The 25622-nt window shown below is 63.4% G+C and carries 21 protein-coding genes; 12 read left to right on the top strand and 9 right to left on the bottom strand.

The window, feature by feature from the left end; all coding sequences use genetic code 11:
- Positions 1-29: 29 nt before the first annotated feature.
- From galU to HNO82_RS01465, 5 genes are all read right to left on the bottom strand, one after another.
- Entirely contained in the window at positions 30-920 is an 891-nt protein-coding gene (gene galU, locus HNO82_RS01485; protein ID WP_008328393.1) for a UTP--glucose-1-phosphate uridylyltransferase GalU, read from the bottom strand.
- Positions 921-1047: 127 nt separating this feature from the next.
- Complete coding sequence (ligA, locus tag HNO82_RS01480) at positions 1048-3120, bottom strand: NAD-dependent DNA ligase LigA (RefSeq protein ID WP_175342503.1); 2073 nt, start codon at positions 3118-3120, stop codon at positions 1048-1050.
- Between the two features lie 24 nt (positions 3121-3144).
- Positions 3145-4476, bottom strand: coding sequence for a cell division protein ZipA C-terminal FtsZ-binding domain-containing protein (locus tag HNO82_RS01475; protein WP_175342502.1), 1332 nt, complete (start codon positions 4474-4476; stop codon positions 3145-3147).
- A 407-nt stretch (positions 4477-4883) separates the two neighbouring features.
- Complete coding sequence (gene smc, locus HNO82_RS01470) at positions 4884-8414, bottom strand: chromosome segregation protein SMC (protein WP_175342501.1); 3531 nt, start codon at positions 8412-8414, stop codon at positions 4884-4886.
- Positions 8415-8431: 17 nt separating this feature from the next.
- On the bottom strand, positions 8432-8644 hold the full coding sequence (locus tag HNO82_RS01465) for a hypothetical protein (RefSeq protein ID WP_175342500.1): 213 nt from the start codon (positions 8642-8644) through the stop codon (positions 8432-8434).
- 236 nt (positions 8645-8880) lie between these two features.
- Here HNO82_RS01465 and dapC point away from each other — a divergent pair, with 236 nt between their 5' ends.
- The 8 genes from dapC to HNO82_RS01425 all read left to right on the top strand — a co-directional run bounded on the left by dapC (position 8881) and on the right by HNO82_RS01425 (position 17203).
- The gene (dapC, locus tag HNO82_RS01460) at positions 8881-10092 is read left to right on the top strand and encodes a succinyldiaminopimelate transaminase (RefSeq protein WP_175342499.1); all 1212 of its coding nucleotides are present in this window, start codon (positions 8881-8883) and stop codon (positions 10090-10092) included.
- A gap of 58 nt (positions 10093-10150) precedes the next feature.
- Entirely contained in the window at positions 10151-10984 is an 834-nt protein-coding gene (gene dapD, locus HNO82_RS01455) for a 2,3,4,5-tetrahydropyridine-2,6-dicarboxylate N-succinyltransferase (protein ID WP_006462557.1), read from the top strand.
- A gap of 105 nt (positions 10985-11089) precedes the next feature.
- Positions 11090-11449 (top strand): ArsC family reductase, encoded by a 360-nt coding sequence (locus HNO82_RS01450; protein WP_175342498.1) that lies wholly within the window; start codon positions 11090-11092, stop codon positions 11447-11449.
- A 2-nt stretch (positions 11450-11451) separates the two neighbouring features.
- Positions 11452-12579 carry a succinyl-diaminopimelate desuccinylase gene (gene dapE, locus HNO82_RS01445; RefSeq protein WP_175342497.1) on the top strand — a complete coding sequence of 376 codons (1128 nt, stop codon included), beginning with the start codon at positions 11452-11454 and terminating at the stop codon, positions 12577-12579.
- Positions 12580-12604: 25 nt separating this feature from the next.
- Complete coding sequence (gene prmB, locus HNO82_RS01440; protein WP_175342496.1) at positions 12605-13495, top strand: 50S ribosomal protein L3 N(5)-glutamine methyltransferase; 891 nt, start codon at positions 12605-12607, stop codon at positions 13493-13495.
- A 31-nt stretch (positions 13496-13526) separates the two neighbouring features.
- Positions 13527-15509, top strand: coding sequence for an ATP-binding cassette domain-containing protein (locus tag HNO82_RS01435; protein ID WP_175342495.1), 1983 nt, complete (start codon positions 13527-13529; stop codon positions 15507-15509).
- A gap of 135 nt (positions 15510-15644) precedes the next feature.
- Positions 15645-16448: a cystine ABC transporter substrate-binding protein gene (locus HNO82_RS01430; protein ID WP_006462562.1), complete on the top strand. Its 804-nt coding sequence runs from the start codon at positions 15645-15647 to the stop codon at positions 16446-16448.
- 95 nt (positions 16449-16543) lie between these two features.
- Positions 16544-17203 (top strand): amino acid ABC transporter permease, encoded by a 660-nt coding sequence (locus tag HNO82_RS01425; protein ID WP_175342494.1) that lies wholly within the window; start codon positions 16544-16546, stop codon positions 17201-17203.
- An 87-nt stretch (positions 17204-17290) separates the two neighbouring features.
- Here HNO82_RS01425 and HNO82_RS01420 read toward each other — a convergent pair whose 3' ends face one another.
- Positions 17291-17572, bottom strand: a complete 282-nt coding sequence (locus tag HNO82_RS01420; RefSeq protein ID WP_008328358.1) for a hypothetical protein — start codon at positions 17570-17572, stop codon at positions 17291-17293.
- A gap of 187 nt (positions 17573-17759) precedes the next feature.
- Here HNO82_RS01420 and ompR point away from each other — a divergent pair, with 187 nt between their 5' ends.
- The 3 genes from ompR to HNO82_RS01405 are packed head-to-tail and all read left to right on the top strand — an operon-like array spanning position 17760 to position 20482.
- On the top strand, positions 17760-18521 hold the full coding sequence (ompR, locus tag HNO82_RS01415; protein WP_008328356.1) for an osmolarity response regulator transcription factor OmpR: 762 nt from the start codon (positions 17760-17762) through the stop codon (positions 18519-18521).
- A gap of 37 nt (positions 18522-18558) precedes the next feature.
- Entirely contained in the window at positions 18559-19920 is a 1362-nt protein-coding gene (locus HNO82_RS01410) for a sensor histidine kinase family protein (RefSeq protein ID WP_008328353.1), read from the top strand.
- Positions 19913-20482, top strand: coding sequence for a flagellar protein FlhE (locus tag HNO82_RS01405; RefSeq protein WP_175342493.1), 570 nt, complete (start codon positions 19913-19915; stop codon positions 20480-20482). The genes HNO82_RS01410 and HNO82_RS01405 overlap by 8 nt, the downstream gene beginning before the upstream one ends.
- Positions 20483-20505: 23 nt before the next feature.
- On the opposite strand, the gene radA is transcribed toward HNO82_RS01405, so the two are convergent.
- Together radA and alr are read right to left on the bottom strand one after the other, a co-directional pair.
- On the bottom strand, positions 20506-21888 hold the full coding sequence (radA, locus tag HNO82_RS01400) for a DNA repair protein RadA (RefSeq protein ID WP_175342492.1): 1383 nt from the start codon (positions 21886-21888) through the stop codon (positions 20506-20508).
- An 83-nt stretch (positions 21889-21971) separates the two neighbouring features.
- Positions 21972-23051 carry an alanine racemase gene (gene alr, locus HNO82_RS01395; protein ID WP_175342491.1) on the bottom strand — a complete coding sequence of 360 codons (1080 nt, stop codon included), beginning with the start codon at positions 23049-23051 and terminating at the stop codon, positions 21972-21974.
- Positions 23052-23300: 249 nt separating this feature from the next.
- Between alr and lplT the strand changes: the two genes are divergently transcribed.
- Positions 23301-24572, top strand: a complete 1272-nt coding sequence (gene lplT / locus HNO82_RS01390; protein WP_175342490.1) for a lysophospholipid transporter LplT — start codon at positions 23301-23303, stop codon at positions 24570-24572.
- A gap of 34 nt (positions 24573-24606) precedes the next feature.
- Here the strand turns inward: lplT and HNO82_RS01385 are convergent, their stop codons facing one another.
- Positions 24607-25617: a DUF1853 family protein gene (locus HNO82_RS01385; protein ID WP_175342489.1), complete on the bottom strand. Its 1011-nt coding sequence runs from the start codon at positions 25615-25617 to the stop codon at positions 24607-24609.
- Positions 25618-25622 lie beyond the last annotated feature (5 nt).

Here is a 25622-nt window from a genome sequence, read left to right as displayed (position 1 = left end):
TGCGCCCTGATGGCGCCGGGTATCCCTGCTCAGCGCGCCTTGTTGGCCACTTCCTGCAGATATTCCGAGAACGCCGGGCCGGTTTCATGATGTTTCAGACCCATGGCCACCATGGCCTTCAAGTAGCCCAGCTTGGAACCGCAATCATAACGCTGGCCCTGGTAACGGTATGCCAGCACTGACTCGGCCTGCATCAGCTTGGCGATGCCATCGGTGAGCTGGATCTCGCCACCGGCTCCGCGCGGGATGTTTTCCAGATAGTGGAAGATGCGGCTGTTGAGCACATAGCGGCCCACCACGGCCAGCGTGGACGGGGCTTCTTCCGGCGCCGGCTTTTCGACGATGGCATTGATGCGTTCCAGGTCCGGCTGGTAAGGGGTGGCGCTGACGATACCGTACTGGCGGGTATCGCTCTTGGGCACTTCCTGCACGGCCAGCATGCTCATGCCTTCACGGGCGTAGATGTCAGTCATCTGCGCCAGCACCGGCTTGACGCCAGGATCGGTATCCATGAAATCGTCGGCCAGCAGGATGGCGAAGGGCTCTTCCCCCACCACCGGACGGGCGCACAGCACGGCATGACCCAGGCCCAGCGGTTCGGACTGGCGGATGAAGATGCAGTTGACACTCTTGGGCACCACGTTCTGCACGATCTCCAACAGCTTCTTCTTGCCCGCGGCTTCCAGTTCGGACTCCAGCTCGTAGGCCTTGTCGAAGTGATCTTCGATGGCGCGCTTGTTGCGACCGGTGATGAAGACCATCTCGGTGATGCCGGCAGCAACCGCCTCTTCCACTGCGTAATGGATCAGCGGCTTGTCGACGATAGGCAGCATTTCCTTGGGCTGGGCCTTGGTGGCAGGCAGGAAGCGGCTACCGAGACCGGCGACGGGGAAAACGGCTTTCTTGATCTTCTTGATCATCATGACTCCGAGGTAAAGATGGGTCTTGTTGTGTTGTTATATTGTTATGCTGACTAACCCGCACCGCAGTCCCCGCGTGCGGGACTGCATACGGGCGGCATTGTATATGAATAAAAAGACAAGGCAATTACGTTCCTGACACATCCTGACCCGCGCAAAGCGCCTTCAGTGCGTCCTCGTCGAGGATGGCCACGCCCAGTTCCTCGGCCTTGGCCAGCTTGCTGCCGGCTTCGGCGCCGGCGACCACGTAACTGGTTTTCTTTGAGACTGAACCGGAGACCTTGCCACCGGCGGCCTCGATCATTTGCGAGGCGTCATCGCGGGACAGGTTGGGCAAGGTGCCGGTCAACACGAAGGTCTTGCCGGCCAGGTGCTTGGCACCGGCATCGACACCTTCGCTCTCGGGCCAGTGCACGCCGACCGCGCGCAATTGCTCCACCAGCTCGACATTGATCGGATCATTGAAGAAGGCGCGGATCGAGGAGGCGACTACCGGACCGATATCGGCCACTTCCAGCAGTTGTTCTTCACTGGCGGCGAGCAGCTTGTCGATACCGCCGAAATGGCGTGCCAACTCCTTGGCCGTAGCCTCGCCCACGTGGCGGATGCCCAGCGCATAGATGAAGCGCGCCAGCGTGGTGGTCTTGGACTTTTGCAGGGCGTCCAGTACGTTCTGCGCCGATTTCTCGGCCATGCGATCCAGCTCGGCCAGGGCCGACAAACCGAGGCGATACAGGTCAGCCGGCGTGTTGACCACCTGGCGATCCACCAGCTGCTCTACCAGCTGTTCGCCCAGGCCTTCAATATCCATGGCGCGACGTGAAGCAAAATGCTGCAGTCCCCCCTTGCGCTGCGCTGAACATTTCAGCCAGCCACCCGAGCAGCGCGCCACCGCTTCCTCCTCGGCCCGCACGATGGGCGAGCCGCACACCGGACAGGCCACCGGCATGACGAAGGCGCGCGCATCCTCAGGGCGCTTCTCGGGGACGAAGGCGACCACTTCCGGGATCACGTCACCGGCGCGGCGGACGATGACGGTATCGCCGATCCGGATATCCTTGCGGCGGACTTCATCTTCGTTGTGCAGGGTGGCATTGGTCACCGTGACGCCGCCGACGAAGACGGGATTGAGGCGCGCCACCGGCGTAATGGCCCCGGTGCGGCCGACCTGCACTTCGATGTCCTGCACCACGGTCAGGGCTTCCTGGGCCGGGAACTTGTGGGCCAGCGCAAAGCGCGGGGCGCGCGAGACGAAACCGAGGTGCTTCTGCTGGTCCAGCCGGTCGACCTTGTAGACCACGCCATCGATCTCGTAGGGCAGGCTCTCTCGCTTGGCGCCGATACTGCGGAAGAAGTCCAGCAAGCCGGCCGCACCGCTGACCACGGCGCGCTCCTTGCAGACCGGCAGACCCAGTTCCTGGTACCAGTCCAGCAGGGCCGAGTGCGAAGGCGGCATCTCGGCCCCTTCCAGCACACCAATGCCATAGGCGAAGAAACGCAGCGTACGTTGCGCGGTGATGCGCGAATCGAGCTGGCGCAGGCTGCCGGCGGCGGCATTGCGGGGATTGGCGAACTCCTTCTGGCCGGCATCGCGCTGGCGCTGGTTCAGGCGCGCAAAATCCTCCTTGTACATCAGCACTTCGCCGCGCACATCGATTACCTGCGGCAGATTGTCACCATGCAGACGCAAGGGAATGGCACGCACCGTGCGGATGTTGGCCGTGACGTTCTCGCCCGTGGTGCCATCGCCGCGCGTGGCGGCCTGCACCAGTACGCCGTTCTCGTAGCGCAGGCTGATGGCCAGGCCGTCGAATTTCAGCTCGGTGGCGTAGCGCACTTCCTGCAGGGTTTCCAGGCCGTCGCGCACGCGCTTGTCGAAGGCTTCGATGTCTTCGTCGGCAAAGCCGTTGCCCAACGAGAGCATGGGGATGTCATGGCGCACCGGCTCGAATTGCGGCAGCGGGCCGGCACCCACGCGTTGCGTCGGCGAATCCGGCGTGAGCAGTTCGGGATGGGCGGTTTCCAGCGCCTGCAATTGCTGGAACAAGCGGTCGTACTCGGCATCCGGAATGCTGGGCTGGTCCAGCACGTAGTAACTGTGGTTGTGGCGGTTCAATTCGTCGCGCAGCGTGCGGGCGCGCGCGCGCCAGTCCGGCTCCCCTTGCGGGGGCCGTCCGGCGGAAAACAAGTCGTCTTGCATCGTAGGGAGTGTAAAAACGGGGCCTTAGCTGAACAGGCGCAAGGCGCGGGTGGAGCCGGCCGGAATCTCGGCCGATTCCATGGCGCTGTAGAACGCGGCCACCTGTTCGGCGATATCGGAAAGCGCTTCATCGGTCAGCGGCTGATCGCTGTCATCGACGATGACGCCGCCCAGACGCGCCGATAGCGACCTGGCGCAGGCCACCAAGGCACCGTAGCCATCGCGCGACGGCGCCACGCGGGGCACGTCCAGCAACAGCGTGAGGCGGTCGGTGGTTTCGTCGGTCGGAGTGGCATTGGTGGAGAGCGCGAAGAGCACTTCACCTTCGCCATCCTGCATCACCAGATAGCCTTCGGTGCGGCGATCGAAGCCCTGACGGGTCAATGCCGCCAGCAGGGTCGCCAGACTCCACGGGGCCCCTTGCGAGCGCACGTTCACCGACAGCTGCGCATCATGGTCGATGATGAACTGGTGCAGCGCCTGGGCGGTACGGATGACGTCGGGCATGTCCGGCAATTCCGGCTCGCCCGACAGCGAATCGGTCAGGTCGCGCAGGCGCATGACCAGTTCCGAATATTCGAGTTCGTTGATGGCATTGCTGCGATTGGCCAGTTGCGCACCGGCCAGCAAGGCGTTGTAGATGCTGCCATGGGTGATGGCTTCCCATTCCCCCTCGGTGGTGCGGCCGATGAAGTGCACCGGCTTGTTGCCGACATGGCGCAGGCCCTGCAGCATCGGCAGCAGCTTTTCGCCGCGCAGCGGGTTGTCCAGGCCGATGGGGATGTTGCAGTCGATCAGTTCGTCCACCGGCAGCTCGCGCTTGGGCGCCAGGCGCGCCTGCATTTCGGGCGGCGGCGTGAAGGCCGGAACGGCCTCGCCCTGCTCTTCGGCCCCGGCGATGATCTGGGCCACCGTCGATTGCGGTGCCTGCGCCAGGGCGTCGCCGAGCACAGCGTCATCGGCGGCGGCGGCGGCCGGGGTGGGCGCCGGCGGATCTCCCAGGAAGGGTTCACGCGGCTCGAACCCGGCCTGTTCCTGGTAGGCCTTCACGGGCGCGGGGACCGGTTTGCGCTCGGGCAGCTCATACAGCGAAGGTTCGGCACGCTCGGCATCGGGTTCGAGGCTTGGCTCGGCCATGCGCGCAGCAGGTGCTGTGCGCTCGCCCACCGGCGCTACGAAGACTGGCTCAGCGGTAGCGGGTTCATCCGGCGACATCAGCACGTCATCGTGCGACGAAGAAAAAGCGCGCTCCACGGTCTTGCGCGCCTTGTGCTCCTGCCACTTGTTGTAGGTGATGACCCCGGCGACGAAGACGCCGCCAAGAATGATCAGGCTGGTCTGGAGATCCATCATCATGCTGCACGACCTTTCGGGCTGGCGGGCTGGAGGGCGCCATCATGGGCGCCGCGTGGCATGGTCGGCTGGGAAGAGCTGCTCATCGAAGAAATCCGATTCCTATCAATCCAAGAAAGCCTGAACCGCGCGGGCCGCTCTGGCGGCCATCCGTCGGTGCTGCCGCAGCGCTGGCAGGCACCTGCACCGGCCCCGGCTCCACGGGAGCCATGCAGGTGAATCGAACGGATCGGGTACGGCAAGTGCGCGGTCAAGATATTGTTATTTTTCCATGGCCCGTGGGGGCCGAATCAGTACGGTTCCAGCTGTGGCCTGCGCCCGCTCCGGGCTGGCCGGCAAGGTTTTCAGGGTACGGTCACACCCCCTGCTTGTCAAGCCGACAAAGCCCCGGGCCACTGCTGCACAAGTCATCAGGCGGCCTGCTCGGCGCTGGAGAAGTTGGCGGCCGACTCCATGTCCACCGCCACGATGCGGGAGACGCCCTGTTCCTGCATGGTCACCCCGATCAACTGCTGCGCCATTTCCATGGCGATCTTGTTGTGGGAGATGAAGAGGAACTGGGTGTGATCCGACATGCGCTTGACCATGTTGGCGAAGCGCTCGGTGTTGGCGTCATCCAGCGGCGCGTCCACTTCGTCGAGCAAGCAGAAGGGTGCCGGGTTCAACTGGAACATGGAGAACACCAGCGCCGTGGCAGTGAGCGCCTTTTCGCCACCGGAGAGCAGGTGAATGGTGGCGTTCTTCTTGCCCGGCGGCTGCGCCATGACCTGCACGCCAGAGTCCAGGATCTCGTCACCGGTCATGATGAGCTTGGCCTGGCCACCGCCGAAGAGCACCGGGAACAGTTCGGAGAAGTGGTGATTCACCTTGTCGAAGGTGTCCTGCAGCAGGTCGCGGGTTTCCATGTCGATCTTGTGGATCGCATCTTGCAGCGTGGTAATGGCTTCGTTCAGGTCGGCGTGCTGGGCATCGAGGAAGTGCTTGCGCTCGGATGCGGTCGCCAGTTCGTCCAGCGCAGCCAGGTTGACCGCGCCCAGCGCCGCGATGGCGTTGGTCAGGCGGGTCACTTCGCCTTGCAGGTAGGACGGGCGCATGTCACTGGTCAGTTTTTCCGACAGGGCAGCCTCGTCGGCCTGCGTCTGGGCCAGGGCTTCCGAGAACTGTTCCTGGTTCAGGCGCGCGGCCTGTTCCTTCAGTTGCAGTTCGGTGATGCGGTCACGCTGGGGCTGCAGGCTGCGCTCCGCCTGCATGCGCGATTCTTCATGTGAACGAAGTTGCTGCGACAGTTGATCGAGCTCGTGACGGGCATCGGCCAGGGCGCGTTCCTGTTCGCTGCGGCGATCCAGCAGTTCCTGCAGACCGGCCTGGGCCGCCTGGTCATCCAGGCTTTCCAGTTCCAGCGAGCCTTGCTGCATGCTGGCAAACAGTTGCGCCGCCTGTTCCAGTGCAGTGGCGATACCGCGCTTCAATTCCTCGATCTTGTTGCGATGCGACTTCTCGGCGAATTCGGTTTCCTGGGCGGCGCGCTCCAGCTCGCGCAGGCGGGTGCGGGCGTCGTTGAGCTGCTGTTCCTTGTTGAGGTAATCGGTCTGGCCATTCTCGTGCTGCTCCTGCAGTTCGGCCAGTTCGATGTCCAGTTCTTCAAAGCGGGCCTCGGATTCGGCCTGCACCTGCTGCTGCTCGGCTTCCTGCATGCCGATTTCTTCCAGATCGGTGGCGATCTGGGTACTGCGCTGGTTGAAGCGCTCCTGCACCTCGGCCAGCTTCATGACCTCGATCTGCAGGCTGTGGGCCGATTGCGTGAGCGAATTGACGCGCTGGCGCAGTTCCTGGAGGCGCTGCGATGCGCCCGACAAGGCTGCCTCGGCGCGCACGGCGCGGCCCTTGGCTTCCTCGGCCAGCATCGCTTGTGCGCGTTGCTGCTTGGTGATGTTCTCGATTTCCTGCTGGCGCGCCAGCATGCCATCCTGCTCCGAGTCGGAGGCATAGAAACGCACGCTGGAATTGCTGACCACATGGCCCTGGCGCGTCACGAAGAGCCCACCCAGCGGCAGCTTGGCACGCTCGGCAAAGGCGGTGGCGGTGTCGTCGGCGATGTAGATGTGGTTGAGCCAGTCGTTCATCAGGGCGCGCAGGCCCGGATCGTTCAACTGCAGCAGCGTCACGAAGGGCTTCAGGCCCGCCACCGGCTGGGCTTCAGGCTGGGCCAGGCCGGCGTTGGGCGCGTACAGCGCCAGTTTGGCCGGGGGGGCATCGCTGAAGAAAGCCTTGGCCCAGTCCAGGTTGGACATTTCCAGGGCCGACATGCGCTCGCGCAGCACCGCTTCCAGCGCGGTTTCCCAGCCGGATTCGATGTGCAGCTTCTGCCACAGGCGCGGCAGTTCAGCCAGGCCGTGCTTTTCCAGCCAGGGCTGCACCTTGCCTTGGGCCTGCACGCTTTCCTGCAATTGCTTCAGGGCCGTCAGACGGGCGTCCAGCTGGGCATTGGCCGAGGTTTCCTTGCTGACCAGTTCCTGAGCGGTGCGGCGCTCTTCTTCCAGGCGCGGCAACTGCTCCTGCGCCTCTTCCAGGTACATGCTGGCCTCTTCCAGCGAAGCCTGCTTTTCTTCCAGCTGCATGCGCAGGTTGGACAGGTGCGTCTCGTCAGGCAGGGCCATACCGTTCTTCTCCTGCATCAGGCGTTCGCGGCGCGCGGCCAGGCCGGAGAGGATGTTGGAAGCATTGCGCTGGTGCGTCGATTGCAGTTCGATCTGCTGCTGCACCTGCATGATCTTGCCGCGCGATTCGGTGGTCTTGAGCTGCGACTCGCGCCAGGCCGCCTCCAGCGAAGGCAGGCGGTCGCTGGTGTCCTGCACGGCGTGCTGGGCCTGCTCCACGCGCATGCCGAATTCTTCCAGCTGGATTTCCGCTTCAGCCAGTTCTTCCTGCTGCTGCGTGCCCTGGCGCTGCCACTGGTCGCGCTGCGCGCCCAGCGAGTTCAGCTGCGCTTGCAGGCGATTGCGCGATTCGATGACGAACTTGATCTGCGCTTCCAGGCTGCCGATCTCGGAATTGGTCTGGTACAGGTGGCCTTGCGCCTGGTGCAGGCGGTCGCCGGCGGCGTAGTGCGCCTGGCGCATGTGTTCCAGTTCGGTTTCGACGTGGCGCAGCTTGGCGGTCTGCTCTTCCAGGTCGATCTGGGCGCGCTCGATTTCCTTGAAGAAGCGCTCCTGCTCGGCTTTGGCCTCATTCTTGCGCAGCAGCCAGAGCAGTTTCTGCTTTTCTTCCTGGTCGTTCTGCAACTCGTGGAATTTCTTGGCCACGGCGGCCTGGGCTTCCAGTTTTTCCAGATTGGCGTTCAGTTCGCGCAGGATGTCTTCCAGGCGCGTCAGGTTTTCGGTGGTGTCGTGCAGGCGGTTCTCGGTCTCGCGGCGGCGCTCCTTGTACTTCGAGACACCCGCCGCTTCCTCCAGGAAGATGCGCAGCTCTTCAGGACGCGCCTCGATGATGCGCGAGATCATGCCCTGCCCGATGATGGCGTAGGCGCGCGGGCCCAGGCCGGTGCCCAGGAAGATGTCCTGGATGTCGCGACGACGTACCGACTGGTTGTTGATGTAGTAGGAGGACGTGCCATCGCGGGTCAGCGTGCGCTTGACGGCGATTTCGGCGTACTGGCCCCACTGTCCGGCGGCCTTGCCGGCGGAATTGTCGAACACCAGTTCGACCGAGGCGCGCCCGGCCGGTTTGCGGTGGGTGGAGCCGTTGAAGATGACGTCCTGCATCGACTCGCCGCGCAGCTCGGAGGCCTTGGATTCGCCCAGGACCCAGCGCACCGCATCGATGATGTTGGATTTGCCGCAGCCATTGGGCCCGACCACCCCGACCAGCTGCCCCGGAACCTGGAAATGCGTAGGCTCGACGAAGGACTTGAATCCGGATAATTTGATGGAAGTTAGACGCACGTTATCGACAAATTGAATCAGTTAGGAGGAAGCAGGATTTTTGCTTCCGGAACGGGCGGTATCATAACATCGCGCGGCCCCGGCAAGACCAAAAACCGCGCCAGATTGCCTGTTCCCGCCCCTTTGGTCGATGCACTCACCGCCCGTGAAAAGGCCATGCCGGGCACCCCCGGTGAAAAGTCCATTTCTTCATTTCGATGTGATGGAATCAGAAACTTCACGCTCAGCATCAGCCTGTGCGGGCGATGACCTGCCCGCACAGGCAAGCCTGGCGGGGGCGGCAGGCTTGCCTGTGGCGCCAGCGGGCCCACCACCTTGAACAGGCCAGCTCGCGCTGCCAGAGCACGGCAATGCCGTCAAATGACGGTATAATCGCAAGCTTTCCCAGCCCTTTGCCGTGGCCGCCCGATCTCGCTGACGCCCTCGCGAGACGCTGGCCCGGAAAGCTTTACTCCAGTCCAGCGACGTGAATCCCCTACTCGACAAACTGCAGCCCTATCCCTTCGAAAAGCTCAAGAAGCTCTTCGCCGGCATCACGCCCGACCCGGCCTATCGTCCGATCAGCCTGGGCATCGGCGAGCCCAAGCACCCCACGCCCGCCTTCATCCAGCAGGCGCTGACGGACAACCTGTCCGGCCTGGCCTCGTATCCGGCCACCCTGGGCAGCGACGCCCTGCGCGGCGCGATCGCCGACTGGCTGCAAAAGCGATACGACATCCCGCGCCCGGACCCGGCCACCGAGATCCTGCCGGTGATCGGCTCGCGCGAGGCGCTGTTCTCGCTGACCCAGACCGTGGTCGATCCGACCCGTCCGGGCGCGCTGGTGATGTGCCCCAACCCGTTCTACCAGATCTATGAAGGCTCGGCCTACCTGGCCGGTGCCGAGCCCTACTTCGTCAATTCGGACCCGGCGCGCAACTTTGCGCCGGATTTCAGCCAGGTGCCGCAGGAGGTATGGGAACGCGTGCAGCTGCTGTTCGTCTGCTCGCCGGGCAACCCCACGGGTGCCGTGCTGACGCTGGAGGACTGGAAGGAACTGTTCGCCCTGTCGGATCGCTATGGCTTCGTGATCGCCTCCGACGAATGCTATTCCGAGATCTACTTCAAGCAGGACCCGCCGCTGGGCGGCATGCAGGCCGCCCGCCTCCTGGGCCGCGACTATCGCAACCTGATTTCCTTCTCCAGCCTGTCCAAGCGCTCCAACGTGCCGGGCATGCGCTCGGGCTTCGTGGCAGGCGACGCCGCCATCCTCAAGAAATTCCTGCTCTACCGCACCTATCACGGCGCGGCCATGAGCCCGGTGATCCAGGCCGCTTCCGTGCTGGCCTGGCAGGACGAGACCCACGTTCAGGACAACATCGCCAAGTACGTCACCAAGTTCTCGCAGGTCACGCCGCTGCTGCAGGAAGTGATGGAGGTCGCCTTGCCCGATGCGGCGTTCTACCTGTGGGCCAAGGTCGACAAGCTGGTCAATATCAGCGACACCGAATTCGCCCAACGTCTGTACGCCGAATATAATGTCACCGTACTGCCCGGCAGCTACCTGGCGCGCGAGGCGCATGGCGTCAATCCGGGCGCCGGTCGCATCCGCATGGCGCTGGTGGCCGAAGTCGAAGAATGCCTGGAGGCGGCGCAACGCATCGTCGCCTTCACCAAGAAACTGGCCGGCCAGGCATAAGCCCTGTCAGCGCAGCCAGATTCTCCCCCCTTTCACCCAACCGTTCATAGATACCAACATGACACAGTCCATTCAGCAAATCATCGATCAGGCGTGGGAAGACCGCGCCAGCCTGTCCCCCAAGAGCGCTCCGGCCGACATCCGCAATGCGGTGGCCGAAGTGATCGCAGGCCTGAACGATGGCACCCTGCGCGTCGCCAACCGTCAAGGCGTCGGCCAGTGGGAAGTCAACCAATGGGTGAAGAAAGCCATCCTGCTGTCCTTCCGCCTGGAAGACAACGTGCCGATGTCGGCCGGTACCGGCTACCCGCAGTTCTACGACAAGGTGCCCACCAAGTTCGCCAACTACACGGCTGAAGATTTCGCCAAGGGTGGCTTCCGCGTGGTGCCGCCTGCCGTGGCCCGCCATGGTTCCTTCATCGGCCGCAACGTGGTGCTGATGCCCTCCTACGTCAACATCGGCGCCTACGTCGATGAAGGCACGATGGTCGACACCTGGGCCACCGTCGGTTCGGCTGCCCAGATCGGCAAGAATGTTCACTTGTCTGGCGGTGTCGGCATCGGCGGCGTGCTGGAGCCGGTCCAGGCCGGCCCCGTCATCATCGAAGACAACTGCTTCATCGGTGCCCGTTCGGAAGTGGTCGAAGGCGTCATCATCGAAGAAAACTCGGTGCTGTCCATGGGCGTCTACATCGGCCAGTCGACCAAGATCTATGACCGCGAAACCGGCGAAGTGCACTACGGCCGCGTGCCGGCGGGTTCGGTGGTGGTGCCGGGCAACCTGCCCTCCAAGGACGGCAAGTACAGCCTGTACGCTGCGATCATCGTCAAGAAGGTCGATGCCCAGACCCGCTCCAAGACGTCCATCAACGAACTGCTGCGCGGCGAGTAATCCCGCCCTGCGGCTTGCCTGAAGTCCTGAAGCACCCACGCGCCGCGCCGGTCGTCCTGTCCGGCGCGGCGTCGTGCTCTAGTGGCCCGTTTTGTGAGAACCCGCATGAGCGACAAGATCACCCTCTATGGCATCCCCAACTGCGATACCGTCAAGAAAGCCCGCGTGTGGCTGGACGAGCAAGGGATCGCCTATCACTTCCACGATTTCAAGAAGGCCGGCCTCACCGCTGCACAGGCACAAGCCTGGCTCAAGGACGTGCAGCGCGACATGCTGGTCAACCGCAAAGGAACGACCTGGCGCGCCCTGCCGGACGAACGCAAGGCGGCCATCACCGATGACGCCGCTGCCGTCGCCCTGATGGTGGAGAACCCCTCGGTGGTGAAGCGCCCGGTGCTCTTCGATGGCAAGCAGTATCACGTCGGCTTCAAGGCCGATCAGTATCAACACATTTTCGAGAAATGATCATGAGCAAGACGCTGGCCCTGACCCAGGAATTGATGTCCCTTTCTTCCGTCACCCCCGAAGACAAAGGCTGCCAGGCCAGGCTGGCGGAATTGCTCGCGCCGCTGGGCTTCGTCTGCGAGACCATTCAGTCCGGCGAGGTCACCAACCTGTGGGCGCGCAAGGGCACGGCCCAGCCGCTGGTGGTCTTCGCCGGCCACACCGACGTGGTACCGACCGGCCCGTTGGAGAAATGGCAGTCGCATCCCTTCCAGCCGACCCTGCGCGATGGCCGCCTGTATGGCCGTGGCGCCTCCGACATGAAGACCTCGATTGCCGCCATGGTGGTGGCGTGCGAAGAGTTCACGGCGGCCCATCCCGATCACAAGGGTTCGATCGGTTTTCTCATCACCAGCGATGAGGAAGGCCCGGCCATCGATGGTACGGTGGTGGTCTGCAATGCGCTCAAGGCGCGCGGCGAGCAGCTGGATTACTGCATCGTGGGCGAGCCGACCTCGGCCAAGACCCTGGGCGACATGATCAAGAACGGCCGCCGCGGCACCATGTCGGGCAAGCTGACCGTCAAGGGCATCCAGGGCCATATCGCCTACCCGCAACTGGCGCGCAATCCCATCCACCAGGCTGCGCCGGCACTGGCCGAACTGGTGGCCGAACAGTGGGATGCGGGCAATGAATACTACCTGCCGACCTCCTGGCAGATCTCCAATATCCATGGCGGCACGGGGGCATCCAACGTGATCCCGGGTGAAGTCGTGATCGACTTCAACTTCCGATTCTCCACCGCCAGTACCGTGGAAGGTTTGCAGCAGCGCGTACACGCCATCCTCGACAAGCATGGCCTGGAATACGACCTGAAGTGGACCGTCGGCGGCCTGCCCTTCCTGACCCCGCGCGGCGACCTCTCGGATGCGCTGTCCAGGGCGATCAAGGACGAGACCGGGCTGGACACCGAGCTGTCGACCACCGGCGGCACGTCGGACGGACGCTTCATCGCCCAGATCTGCCCGCAGGTGATCGAGTTCGGCCCGCCCAATGACAGCATCCACAAGATCGATGAGCACATCGAAGTGCGCTACATCGATCCCCTCAAGAACATCTACCGCAAGACGCTGGAAAACCTGCTGGCCTGAACGCCGCCGCATTGAAGAGAAGCTCATGACCCCCAACAATTTCTCCACCGTGCGCGACCTGCTGCGCTACGCCGTGACCCGCTTCAACACCGAACAACTGTTCTTCGGCCACGGCAGCAGCAATGCGCTCGATGAAGCGGCCTACCTGATCCTGCATACGCTCAAACTGCCGCTGGACCAGCTCGATCCCTTCCTCGATGCGCGCCTCTTGCCCGAAGAAATCGCCTCGCTCATGCGCGTGATCGAACGCCGCAGCAAGGACCGCGTGCCGGCCGCCTACATCACCAATGAAGCCTGGCTAGGCGCTTACCGCTTCTACGTCGATGAGCGCGTGATCGTGCCGCGTTCCTTCATCGCCGAACTGATTCCGCAGCATTTCTCGCCCTGGATCCAGGACCCGGAAGCCATCGAAAACGCGCTGGACCTGTGCACCGGTTCCGGCTGCCTGCCTGTTCTCCTGGCCGATGCCTTCCCGAATGCGCAGATCGATGCCGTGGACATCTCCGCCGATGCGCTGGCCGTGGCGCGCAAGAACGTGGATGACTACCAGCTGCAAGACCGCATCAAGCTGGTCGAATCCGACCTGTACACGCAACTGCCGCTGCGCAAGTACGATCTGATCATCAGCAATCCGCCCTATGTGAATTCCGGTTCCATGGCCAAGCTGCCCCAGGAATACCTGCGCGAGCCGCAACTGGCGCTGGCCGGGGGCGAGGATGGCATGGACCTGGTGCGCAAGATCGTCGCCGGCGCCGCCGAGCGCCTCACGCCCGAGGGCGTACTGGTGGTCGAGATCGGCAACGAACGCGCCTTCGCCGAAGCGGCCTTCCCGGAACTGGAGCTGACCTGGCTGACCACCAGCGCCGGGGACGACATGGTGTTCCTGGTGACGGCCGAACAACTGCAACTGGCCTGAGCCTGAGCGCCCCTTTGAGTCTGAATCACCGATGATCCGTTTCCAGCAAGTTTCCCTCCAGCGTGGCGTCAAGCCACTGCTGGAGAATGTCGACCTGACACTCAACCCGGGCGACAAGATCGGCCTGATCGGCGCCAACGGCGCCGGCAAGTCCAGCCTGTTCGCCATGCTGCGTGGCGAGCTGCACGCCGACTTAGGCAATATCGACTACCCGGCGCGCTGGCGCATGGCCTACGTGGCGCAGGAAACCCCGGCGCTGGACCGTCCGGCCATCGAGTACGCCATCGATGGCGATGCCCATCTGCGCCAGCTGGAAGCCGAACTGGCGCGTGCCGAAGCCCAGCCGGACGACAAGCACGACGGCAATCACATCGCCGAACTGCATACTGCCCTGGCCGATGCGGATGCCTATACCGTGCGCTCCCGCGCCGAGCAATTGCTGCTGGGCCTGGGATTTTCGCTGGAACAGATGGCGCGGCCGGTGGCCAGCTTCTCCGGTGGCTGGCGCATGCGCCTGAACCTGGCGCAGGCACTGATGTGCCCGTCCGACCTGCTGCTGCTGGACGAACCGACCAACCACCTGGACCTGGATGCCATCATCTGGCTGGAAGACTGGTTGAAGCGCTACGCGGGCACCTTGCTCATCATTTCCCACGACCGCGATTTCCTGGACGGCGTGGTGAACGTGATCGTTCATATCGACGATCGCAAACTGAAGCGTTATTCCGGCAACTACAGCAGCTTCGAGCGCCAGCGCTCGGCCCAGCTGGAGCTGATGGCGGGAATGATCGAGAAGCAGCAGCGCCAGCGCGCGCACCTGCAATCCTTCATCGACCGCTTCAAGGCCAAGGCGACCAAGGCCAGGCAGGCGCAGAGCCGCATGAAAGCCCTGTCCAAGATGGAAGAGCTGGCGCCGCTGCGGGCAGCAGCCGAATTCTCGTTTGAATTCCGCGAGCCCTTGTCCGCGCCCAATCCGCTCTTGGTGATGGAAAAGGTCAACGCCGGCTATCACATCGAGGGCAAGAACGGTGCGCCGGATGAAGACAAGATCATCGTGCATGGCATCGATTTCTCGCTGCAGAATGGCCAGCGTATTGGCCTGCTGGGTGTCAACGGTGCAGGTAAATCGACGCTCATCAAGACCGTGGCCGGCGAGATCGATCCGCTGTCCGGCACGGCGCGGCTGGGCAAGGGCCTGGTGATCGGTTACTTCGCCCAGCACCAGGTGGAAATGCTGCGCCATGACGAATCGCCGCTGTGGCATCTGACTCGCCTGGCGCCCGATGTGCGCGAGCAGGAGTTGCGCAATTTCCTGGGCAGCTTCAACTTCAACGGCACCATGGCCACGTCGTCCATCGCGCCCTTCTCGGGTGGCGAAAAGGCGCGCCTGGCGCTGGCCCTGATCGTCTGGCAGCGCCCCAACCTGCTGCTGCTCGATGAACCGACCAACCACCTGGATCTGGAAACCCGCGAAGCGCTGACCATGGCGCTGGCGCAGTTCGAGGGCACCCTCGTGCTGGTCTCCCACGATCGTCACCTATTGCGCGCCACGACCGACCAGTTCCTGATCGTGGCCGAAGGCAAGCTGCAAGCTTTCGATGGCGACCTCGACGACTACAAGGACTGGCTCTTCAAGACCAAGCTGGCCGCCCGCAACGATGCGGCCGCTGCCGCGCCTTTGCCCGCAGCCAGCCAGCCGGTGGCTGAGGCCCCGGCATCGCTGGTGGACCGCAAGGAACAGAAGCGCCTGGAAGCCGAGCAGCGCCAGAAGATGTCGGCCCTGAAAAAGCCCATCGAGGCCCGCATCAAGCGCCTCGACGAGCAGATCGCCAAGCTCAACGTCCGCAAGGCCGAGATCGATGCGCGTTTGGCCAGCCCCGACATCTATGATGCCGCCAACAAGGAAGAACTGAAGACCCTCATCACCGATCAGGCCTATTGCAGCAAGGAACTGGACCAGCTGGAAAACGAATGGCTGGAACAGCAGGAAGCGCTGGAGCAATTGCAGGCTTGAGCCGGCGGAACCGCGGCTGGCATAAGCTTTCTACATCAATGTCTTAAGCCAGCCCTTGCAGTTGGGCAAAACGAGGGCATCATTGCGCCCTGGCCGCAGTTTTTGTGGCGAAAGTTTTTATAAGGACATCGACATATGAACAAGAACATCAAGCAATGGCTGCTGGCCGGCGTCGGCGCGGCGCTGCTGGCCTCCTCCCTGAGCGTCTCGGCAGCGGACCTGCTGCAATCGGTCAAGAGCAGCGGCACGCTGAAGGTGGCGCTGGAAGGCAACTATCCGCCGTTCAACTTCAAGGATGCCAAGACGGGCGAGCTGACCGGTTTCGAAGTTGACGTGGCCAAGCTGCTGGCGGCCAAGCTGGGCGTCAAGCCAGTGTTCACGACCACCGAGTGGAGCGGCATCCTGGCCGGTCTGGGTGCGGGCAAGTATGACGTCATCATCAACCAGGTCGGCATCACCGATGAGCGTCAGAAGGCCTTCGATTTCTCCGATCCCTACACCCTCTCCAGCGCCCAGCTGATCGTGCGCAAGGATGAGAAGCGCGAATTCAAGAGCCTGGACGATCTGAAGGGCAAGAAGCTCGGCCTGGGCCAGGGCACCAACTTCGAGCAGAAGGCCAAGGCCGTGCCGGGCATCGACGTGCGCACCTATCCGGGCTCGCCCGAGTATCTGGCTGACCTGGCGGCTGGCCGCATCGACGCTGCGCTCAACGACAGCTTGCTGGTGGGCTACATCCTGAAGTCGACCAACCTGCCCTTGAAGGCCGGCAGCCCCATCGGCACCGTCGACAAGATCGGCATTCCCTTCCGCAAGGGCAATCCGGAATTCAAGGCTGCGCTGAACAAGGCCCTGGCCGACATCAAGGCCGATGGCAGCTTCAAGGCCGCCTCCGAGAAGTGGTTCGGCATTGACGTGAGCCAGCCGCCGAAAGCACAATAAGGCGCACCTGATCCTGGGCTCCCCGCCGCCCGGCTTGGTCCGGGCGGAACGACTTATCCCCGCATTGCGGGGATAATTTTTTTATCCGAATGCTTATGGAAATCCTCGAACTGCTGCAGCAAGCCGCCCCTACCCTGATCAAGGGCGTGGGCTATACCCTGCTCTTCGCGCTGGCTTCGATGGTCGGCGGACTGGTGCTGGGTTTCGTGCTGGCGGTGGCGCGCATCCTGCCCTGGCGCCCGATTCACTGGCCAGCGGCGGTCTACGTCAGCATGATGCGCGGCACACCGCTGCTGGTGCAGATTTTCGTGGTCTATTACGGCCTGCCGGGGATCGGTATCGAATTCTCGCCGCTGACGGCGGGCGTGCTCACGCTCAGTCTCAATGCCGGGGCCTACCTGTCGGAAAGCCTGCGCGGTGCCATCTTGGGGGTAACGCGTGGCCAGTGGAATGCTTCCTACAGCGTCGGGCTGACCTATTTCCAGACCTTGCGCTACATCATCGTGCCGCAGGCGGTGCGCATCGCCGTGCCCTCGATGAGCAATACCATGATCAGCCTCATCAAGGATACCTCGCTGGTCTCGGTCATCACCGTGACGGAATTGATGCTTGCGACCAAGGAAGTCATTGCGGTGACCTTCCGTCCGCTCCCGCTTTACCTGGCCGCTGCCGGCATCTACTGGCTCCTGAGCCTGTGTTTCGAAGCCGTCCAGCACCGATTGGAAAAGCGGCTGGGCAAAGCGCATGAGAACTGATGCCTGCCAGCCACAAGGAAAAAGCCCGGATGCGATGCACCCGGGCTTTTTATTGGGAGAAAAGGGAATCTTTCCCGGTGGCCGAACTCAACGCTTGACGCGGTAGATATCCTGGCCGACTTCATTGATCTGGCGACGCAGCTCACGCCGCTCATCGGCACTGAGTCTGCCGCCACGGCGTTGCTCCTGATCACTGGCGATCTGGCTGCGATGATCCTGCGGGGCAAAATCACCACCGCGTTGCCTGAAGTCACCCGGCTGACCCGGCATCGGCCGGCCGCCCTGGGGTGGGCCAGCCAGCGCGGCCGCTCCCACACCGAGCGCCAGCATCGCTGCCAGACATAGCTTGTTGATGACTGCAATCTTCATAATGCGATTTTTCCGGAGACAGAGAATCAGGAAGAGAAAGCGCTGACCACCGTGCTTTCCCGACGTGATTCCAGTTTAGGGCGCAGGCCGCGATGGTATAAGATGATTAAGGTAAGGTATGTAACAGTTTGTAATGGATCAACAGCCCCGACTTGCTCAAAATCGCCAAGACGCTACCATAGGCACCATGAATACAACCAACGGCAACAATACTAATACGACAACATCCGCCAATCAATTCAAAGTGTTGGTGGTGGATGACGACATCCGTCTGCGCGACCTGCTGCGCCGCTACCTGACCGAGCAAGGTTTCAATGTGGTCACGGCCGAAAACGCCCAGGCCATGAACAAGCTGTGGATCCGCGAGCGCTACGATCTGCTGGTGCTGGACCTGATGCTTCCCGGTGAGGACGGCCTGGCCATCTGCCGCCGCCTGCGCGGTGCCGGTGACCAGACGCCCATCATCATGCTCACTGCCAAGGGTGAGGACGTGGACCGCATCATCGGCCTGGAAATGGGCGCCGACGATTACCTGCCCAAGCCCTTCAACCCGCGCGAACTGGTCGCCCGCATCAACGCGGTGCTGCGCCGCAAGGGCCCCGATGAACTGCCGGGTGCACCGTCCGAAACCCCGGAAACCTTCGAATTCGGCGATTTCATCCTGGACCTGGGCACCCGCACCCTGAAAAAGAGCGGCGAAACCATTTCCCTGACCACCGGTGAATTCTCGGTACTGAAGGTCTTTGCACGCAATGCGCGCCAGCCGCTGTCGCGCGAAAAGCTGATGGAAATGGCCCGTGGCCGCGAATATGAAGTATTCGACCGCAGCCTGGACGTGCAGATTTCGCGCCTGCGCAAGCTGATCGAACCGGACCCGGCCAATCCGCTCTACATCCAGACCGTGTGGGGCCTGGGTTATGTCTTCATCCCGGAAGGGAAACCGCGCTGATCGCCCGTTTCACCCCTCACCCGCAGGCCGCTTGCCGATGAAAACCCGCCCTCAAACCGGATGGTTCAGCAACGGCCTGTTCTGGCGTACCTTCTTCCTCCTGACCTTCCTGATCACCGCCAGCATGGTGGCCTGGGTGGCCAGCTTTCGCATGGTCGAACGCGGCCCGCGAGCCGAGCAGCTGGCCGCACAGATCGTCTCGGTGGTCACCATCACGCGCGCTGCGCTGACGCACTCGGCGCCCGAGATGCGGCGCGAACTGCTGTTCGATCTGGCCAGCAATGAAGGCATCCGCATCTATCCGCTGGAAAAGAGCGACCGCATCGTACCGCCCGAGGACTCCCCCATCGTGCCTGAGCTGGAGTACTACGTGCGCCAGTCGCTGGACGAGAACACCATCTTCGCCTCCAGCGTCAACGAGGTGGAAGGTTTCTGGATCAGTTTCAACATCGACGATGACCAGTACTGGCTCATGCTCGACCGCGGCCGCCTGGACCGCACCTCGGGTCTGCAATGGCTGGGATGGGGTTCGATTGCGCTGTTCCTGTCACTGATCGGGGCAGTCTTCATCTCCACCCTCATCAACCAGCCGCTGGCCCGGCTGACGGCAGCGGCCCGCGCCATCGCCAAGGGACGCCAGCCGGAACCGCTGCCCGAATCCGGCCCGACCGAGATCGAGGAAGCCAATCGCAGCTTCAACCAGATGGTGGCCGACCTCAATCGCATCGAATCAGACCGCGCCCTGATCCTGGCCGGCATCTCGCACGACCTGCGCACACCGCTGGCGCGCATGCAGCTGGAAGTGGAGATGGCCAACCTGTCGGACGAATCGCGCGACGGCATGCACTCGGACCTGGCGCAGATGGACAGCATCATCGGCCAGTTCCTCGACTACGCCAAGCCCTTCGATACCAACAGCCTGGAAAGCATCAACCTGGCCGACGTGCTCGACGATGTGGCCGCCAAGTCGGCGCGCCTGTCCGACGTCAAGCTCACTACCGAGATCACGCCCGCCACCGAGGTTGCGGGCAATGCAACCGAACTGGCGCGGGTGTTCAGCAACCTGGTGGAAAATGCGCGCCGCTACGGCAAGACGCCCGGTACCGACTGCGCCGAGATTCATCTGCGCAGCCGCATCGAAGGGCATCATGTCCTGGTGGAAGTGTTCGACCATGGCCCGGGGGTGCCCGAGAACGAGTGTGAACGTCTGCTGCGCCCCTTCACCCGCCTCGACAGCGCGCGCGGTCAGGCCAATGGCTCCGGCCTGGGGCTGGCCATCGTCAACCGCATCGTGCTCAAGCACAATGGCAAGCTGGTCCTGAAGGGCCATGAAGAAAGCCACGGCGGCCTGCTGGTGCAGATTTCGCTGCCCTTGAAGGGGCATCGGCGTCATGCCTGAGCGGGCATTCATCCGGCGCCTGCTGCCCTGGCTTCTGGCGGCTGCCCTGCCCGCCCTGGCGTGGGCGCAGACCTATGCAGACCGCAACCTGAGCATTCCCGCCGCCGGCAGCGACGGCAGCAAGCGCCCCATCGTGATCCTCTCGCCGGTAATGCCAAGCGGTCCCTCGCCGCTCAATATCACGCCGGCCCATGGCGGACCGTCCGGCGCCTATGCCTCTGACGTACCCGGTCCGGATATCCGCGCCCGCAACGCCGACTACATCACGCAATTCACGGTGGTGGGACAGGTACCGCCGGGCGCGACCATTCGCAAGGTCAGCTGGCGCTATACCCTGGCCAGCAAGCCCCCCGGCTTCGAGGCCAGGCTGTGCTGGAAGGATGCGGGCGTGTGCTGGGACGTGAGTCAGACCAGTGCCGGCAGTACCGATTTCTTCAACGGGCGCGATGCCCGCCAGCCGTTCCAGCTGCATTACAGCCTGCGCGGCACGGCACGCACAGGCGAGCCCCCCATCAAGGGCGAGATCAACCAGGTCATCGTCACCTTCGACACGCCCGGCTGAAGGGCTCCACTGCCGACGGGGATTCAGGCAGCGTAATCGTCGATCTCGCGCGCTTTCTGCAAGGCATCATCGATGCGCTCCACCGCAATGACTCGCAGCCCCTCGATGGGCTGCTTGGGCGCATTGGCCTTGGGGATCACCGCGATGGAGAAACCGAGCTTGGCCGCCTCCCGCAAGCGTTCCTGACCGCGCGGTGCCGGACGGATCTCGCCGGCCAGCCCCACTTCCCCGAACACCACCAGTCCACGTGGCAAGGGTTTGTTGCGCATGGAGGAATTGATCGCCAGCAGCACCGCCAGGTCGGCGGCGGGCTCGGTAATCTTCACCCCGCCTACCGCATTGATGAACACATCCTGATCGAAAGCCGCCACGCCCGCATGCCGGTGCAGCACGGCCAGCAGCATGGCCAGGCGGTTCTGCTCCAGACCGACCGAGAGACGGCGCGCATTGGGTACGTGCGAACTGTCCACCAGCGCCTGGATTTCCACCAGCAGGGGCCGCGTCCCCTCCTGGGTCACCATGACGCAGGAGCCGGGCACCTGGTTTTCGTGCTGCGAGAGGAACAGGGCCGAGGGATTGGATACCCCCTTCAAGCCCTTCTCGGTCATGGCAAACACGCCCAGCTCGTTGACGGCGCCGAAACGGTTCTTGAAAGCGCGCACCAGGCGGAAGCTGGAATGGGTATCGCCCTCGAAGTAAAGCACCGTATCGACGATGTGCTCCAGTACGCGCGGGCCGGCCAGCGCGCCTTCCTTGGTCACGTGGCCGACCATGATGATGGTGATGCCGGAAGTCTTGGCCACCCGCGTCAGTTGCGCCGCGCATTCGCGCACCTGCGCCACCGAACCGGGCGCCGAGCTCAGGGCATCGGAATAAATGGTCTGGATGGAGTCGATCACGGCCACTTCGGGCTTGTGCTCGGCCAGGGTGGCGAGGATCTTTTCCAGCTGGATCTCGGCCTGCAATTGCAGCGCGCGCGCATCCACCGCCAGACGCTTGGCGCGCAGGGCGATCTGCGAACCGGATTCTTCACCGCTCACGTAGAGCACCTTCTTGAGCCTGGAAATATTGGCCAGCGCCTGCAACAACAACGTCGACTTGCCGATGCCGGGGTCGCCACCGATGAGCGCCACCCCACCCGGCACCAGGCCACCGCCCAGCACCCGGTCGAATTCCTCGATGCCGGTGCCAAAGCGCGGCACATCGATTGCTTCGATATCGGCCAGGCTCAACACCGGTGCGGTCTGCGCCAGGCTTTGCGGAGTGGACGAGTAGCGATTGCCGCCGCTCTCCACCAGCGTCTCGACCAGGGTATTCCACTGCCCGCAGGCCGGGCACTGGCCGGCCCATTTGTTGCTGACCCCGCCGCATTCGGTACAGGTGTAATTGGTCTTGACCTTCGCCATCGTCGCCTTGCCGCTCTCTGCTCTATGCTGGTATGCCTGCTGAAACGTCCCGGAAATCTGCCAGGAAGTTCATCTTCTTCAGATCACGCCACTTCACGCACCGCCACCCGTGGGGCCAGCGCGCACATCAATTCATATCCGATCGTACCCGCCGCAGAAGCGACCTCATCGATGGGCAACTGCTGGCCCCACAACTGGACGCGGCTGCCCACAGCAGCGCCGGGGATCGCGGTCAGGTCCACGCACAACATATCCATCGAGACCCGGCCGACGGTGCCGGTTCTGGCGCCATCGACCAGTACCGGCGTGCCGGTCGGTGCGTGGCGCGGATAGCCGTCGGCATAGCCGCAGGCCACCACGCCCACGCGCATGGGCTTGTCGGCCACGAAACGGCTGCCATAGCCGATGGCTTCGCCCGGTCCGATCTCTTGTACGCCGATGATCTGGCTTTCCAATGTCATGGCCGCCCGCAGGCCGAAATCAGCCGCAGTGCCGCCGCCGGGCGTCCCACCATAGAGCATGATGCCCGGACGCACCCAGTCATGGGCCAGTTGGCCGTGCATGAGGTCGGCGGCTGAATTGCACAGGCTCTTCGGGCCGGTCAGCCCTTGCGTGCCGGCCTCGAAACGGCGCACCTGCTCGGCCAGCGGCAGGGCCGGGTTGCCGGCATCATCGGCGTTGGCGAAGTGGGTCATCATGGTGATGCTGCGCACGCTGGCGATCTTGCTCACCCGCGCATGGGCGGCGTGGAAGGCCTCGGGCTTGAAACCCAGGCGGTTCATGCCGCTGTTCATCTTCAGATGCACATGGAAGGCGGCATCAGTGACGAATTGTTCCAGCAGCGCAATCTGCTCGTCGCAATGCACGGCGAACTGGATATCGTGACGGGCCAGCACCGGCAGGTCATCGGCATCGAAGAAACCTTCCAGCAGCAGGATCGGCTTGGTCCAGCCCAACTCCCGCAGGCGCACCGCATAGTCCGGCTCGACCAGCGCCAGGCCGTCGGCGTCGGCCAGGCCGCGCATGGCGCGCTCCAGTCCGTGACCGTAGCCGTTGGCCTTGAGCACGCCCCAGAGGCGGGCATTGGGTGCATGGGCGCGGGCCACCGAGAGGTTGTGTTGAAGAGCAGAAATGCTGATGGAAGCGACGATGGGTCTTGGCATGATATCCAGTAGCGGTAACGGAGCGAATGGCTGACAGACAGAGATCGGCGGGAACCGGCAATGTGCACGGCCAATGAGAAGGTCGCCACGGGCCTGCCTGTCGCGGTTCGCCCGGCAGTTTTTGCCCTGCGGGGAACAAGCGGGCATTTTACCGGACGAACATCTTTCTGGTTGGACTTATGACGGAGCGTGCATGGTTTCATGGTATAAAGCTACCCGGACATCATTTGTTATACATCTTGGACAGGGATGAATCGCGGTTTCTATACCATCATGGCGGCGCAGTTCTTTTCGTCGCTCGCCGATAACGCGCTGCTGATCGCCGCCATCGCCCTACTTGCCGAAATGCACTCGCCAGCGTGGATGACCCCGCTGCTGAAGCTGTTCTTCGTGCTTTCCTATGTGCTGCTGGCGGCCTTCGTGGGCGCCTTCGCCGACGCCTTCCCCAAGGGCAAGGTCATGTTGATCACCAACATGATCAAGATCGGCGGCTGTTCCCTCATGTTCTTCACCGTGCACCCGCTGCTGGCCTATGCGGTGGTCGGCTTCGGCGCGGCGGCCTATTCGCCGGCCAAGTACGGGATCCTCACCGAACTGCTGCCGCCGGAAAAACTGGTCGCCGCCAACGGCTGGATCGAGGGGCTGACGGTGGGCTCGATCATCATGGGAACGGTCCTGGGCGGGGCACTGGTCAATCCCAAGGTGTCGGCCGTGATCCTCAGCTTCGATTTCCCGATGATCGACCTGCCCATCAACACCCCTACCGAAGCGGCCCTGTGCATCATCTCCTGCATCTACATCATCGCCGCGCTGTTCAACTTCTACATCCCTGATACCGGTGCCCGCTACGAGCACCAGGAACGCAATCCCATCCGTCTCATCGTCGATTTCGCCGGCTGCTTCACCACCCTGTGGAAGGACAAGCTGGGCCAGATCTCGCTGGCCGTGACCACGCTCTTCTGGGGCGCCGGGGCGACGCTGCAGTTCATCGTCCTGAAGTGGGCCGAGAAGTCACTGCACATGCCGCTGGACAAGGCCGCCATCCTGCAGGGCATCGTCGCCCTGGGCGTGGCGCTGGGCGCGGTGGCCGCAGCGCGCTTCGTGCCGCTGAAGAAATCGCTGACCGTCATGCCGCTGGGCATCATCATGGGCATCGTGGTGATGCTGATGACCACCACCACCTCGGTGTGGGTGGCCTATCCGCTGCTGGTGATCGTGGGCGCCCTGTCGGGGTACTTCGTGGTACCGATGAATGCCCTGCTGCAACACCGTGGTCACGTGCTCATGAGCGCCGGTCACTCGATTGCCGTGCAGAATTTCAACGAAAACCTCTCGGTGCTGACCATGCTGGTGCTGTATGCCTTCATGGTGCGCATGAACCTGGATGTCAATACCGTCATCATCATCTTCGGTTCCTTCGTGGCCGGCATCATGTATCTGATCATGCGCCGCCATGCCGCCAACCAGCGCGAGCACGACTCGCTGGCGCTGATCGGCGAGGACAAGCATCCCCACCACTGATTCCCCGCTGCATTGAAAGGTCCGGACCGCCGGTTCAGACCTGGACGATGGCGTGCTGCACGGTCGTGGCGGCACGCGCTTCCCACTGTGGCGGCACCACGAAACCCCGCATCACTTCCAGCAGTTCCGGCTCTGTGCCCTCCTGCGGACGACACTGCGCCACCATCACCGGGCTGTCGTCAGCGCAGAACATCTCCTCCAGCCTGTCCATCAATTGCCCCAGCGACAGCCCCTGCGCGGCAGGCAGACGGGCTGGCGCCAGCCAGGACAGGCGCGGCAACAAGGCGTAGCGCATCGGCTGCTCGTCGATGGCCGGCAGGCAGGCCGCATCGCACCAGAATCCCCGGCAATGATCGTCGGCAATGCCCATGGAAACTGGCAACGCCAGCGCTGCGCCCAGCGGATAGAACAACCATCCCTTGACCAGGGCGCGCGCTGCCACCACCGGCGCAGGCAAGACAGCCTGGGCAGAGGGATGCGCGGACAGCCGCAACTGCTGCTGCAGGATCTTGCGCATCTTGCGCCCGAGCGAATCGGCCAGATTGGGACCGACGAAGGCCTCCGCCCCGGACGACCCGGAAAGCTGCCGCGCCTGCAGCAAGTAGAACTTGGTGGCGAACTCCCAGTGGACGAGTCCGCCATCGGTCTCGGCCTCGGGGGAGCGGATCAGGAAATCGAACTCGCCCAGGGTTTCCCGCGCGCCCTCCTGATTGCGCACCTGCAGATTGGCCGCGACCAGACAGTCCTGATGACGCAGATAGAAGCCGAGCAGCTTTTCGGCGTAGCGGCCCAGGCGGCCCGAGGGCTGCTGCGCCATGTGCGCGTGCAGCGCCGCGTTGCCAGCGGGATCGAATTGCAACTCGTGCAGCCAGTCAGCCACCTCGGACGAAAGCTGGCCCAGCGTGGCAATGCGGCCCTCCCAGCAGGCCGCATGCGGTGCCAGCAGATCGGGGGCATACAGCAGCCAGGCCAGCGCGCGTACGTGGGGATCGCGCAACTCCGGCCAACGCTGGTGAAAACGCGCCTGGTGCGTGGTCAGGTCCATGCCCG

Source organism: Herbaspirillum sp. C9C3, from assembly GCF_013359625.1.
Lineage (GTDB): Bacteria > Pseudomonadota > Gammaproteobacteria > Burkholderiales > Burkholderiaceae_D > Herbaspirillum.
Note: the sequence above shows the minus strand (reverse complement) of the source record. Positions and strands in the feature narration are given on the sequence as shown.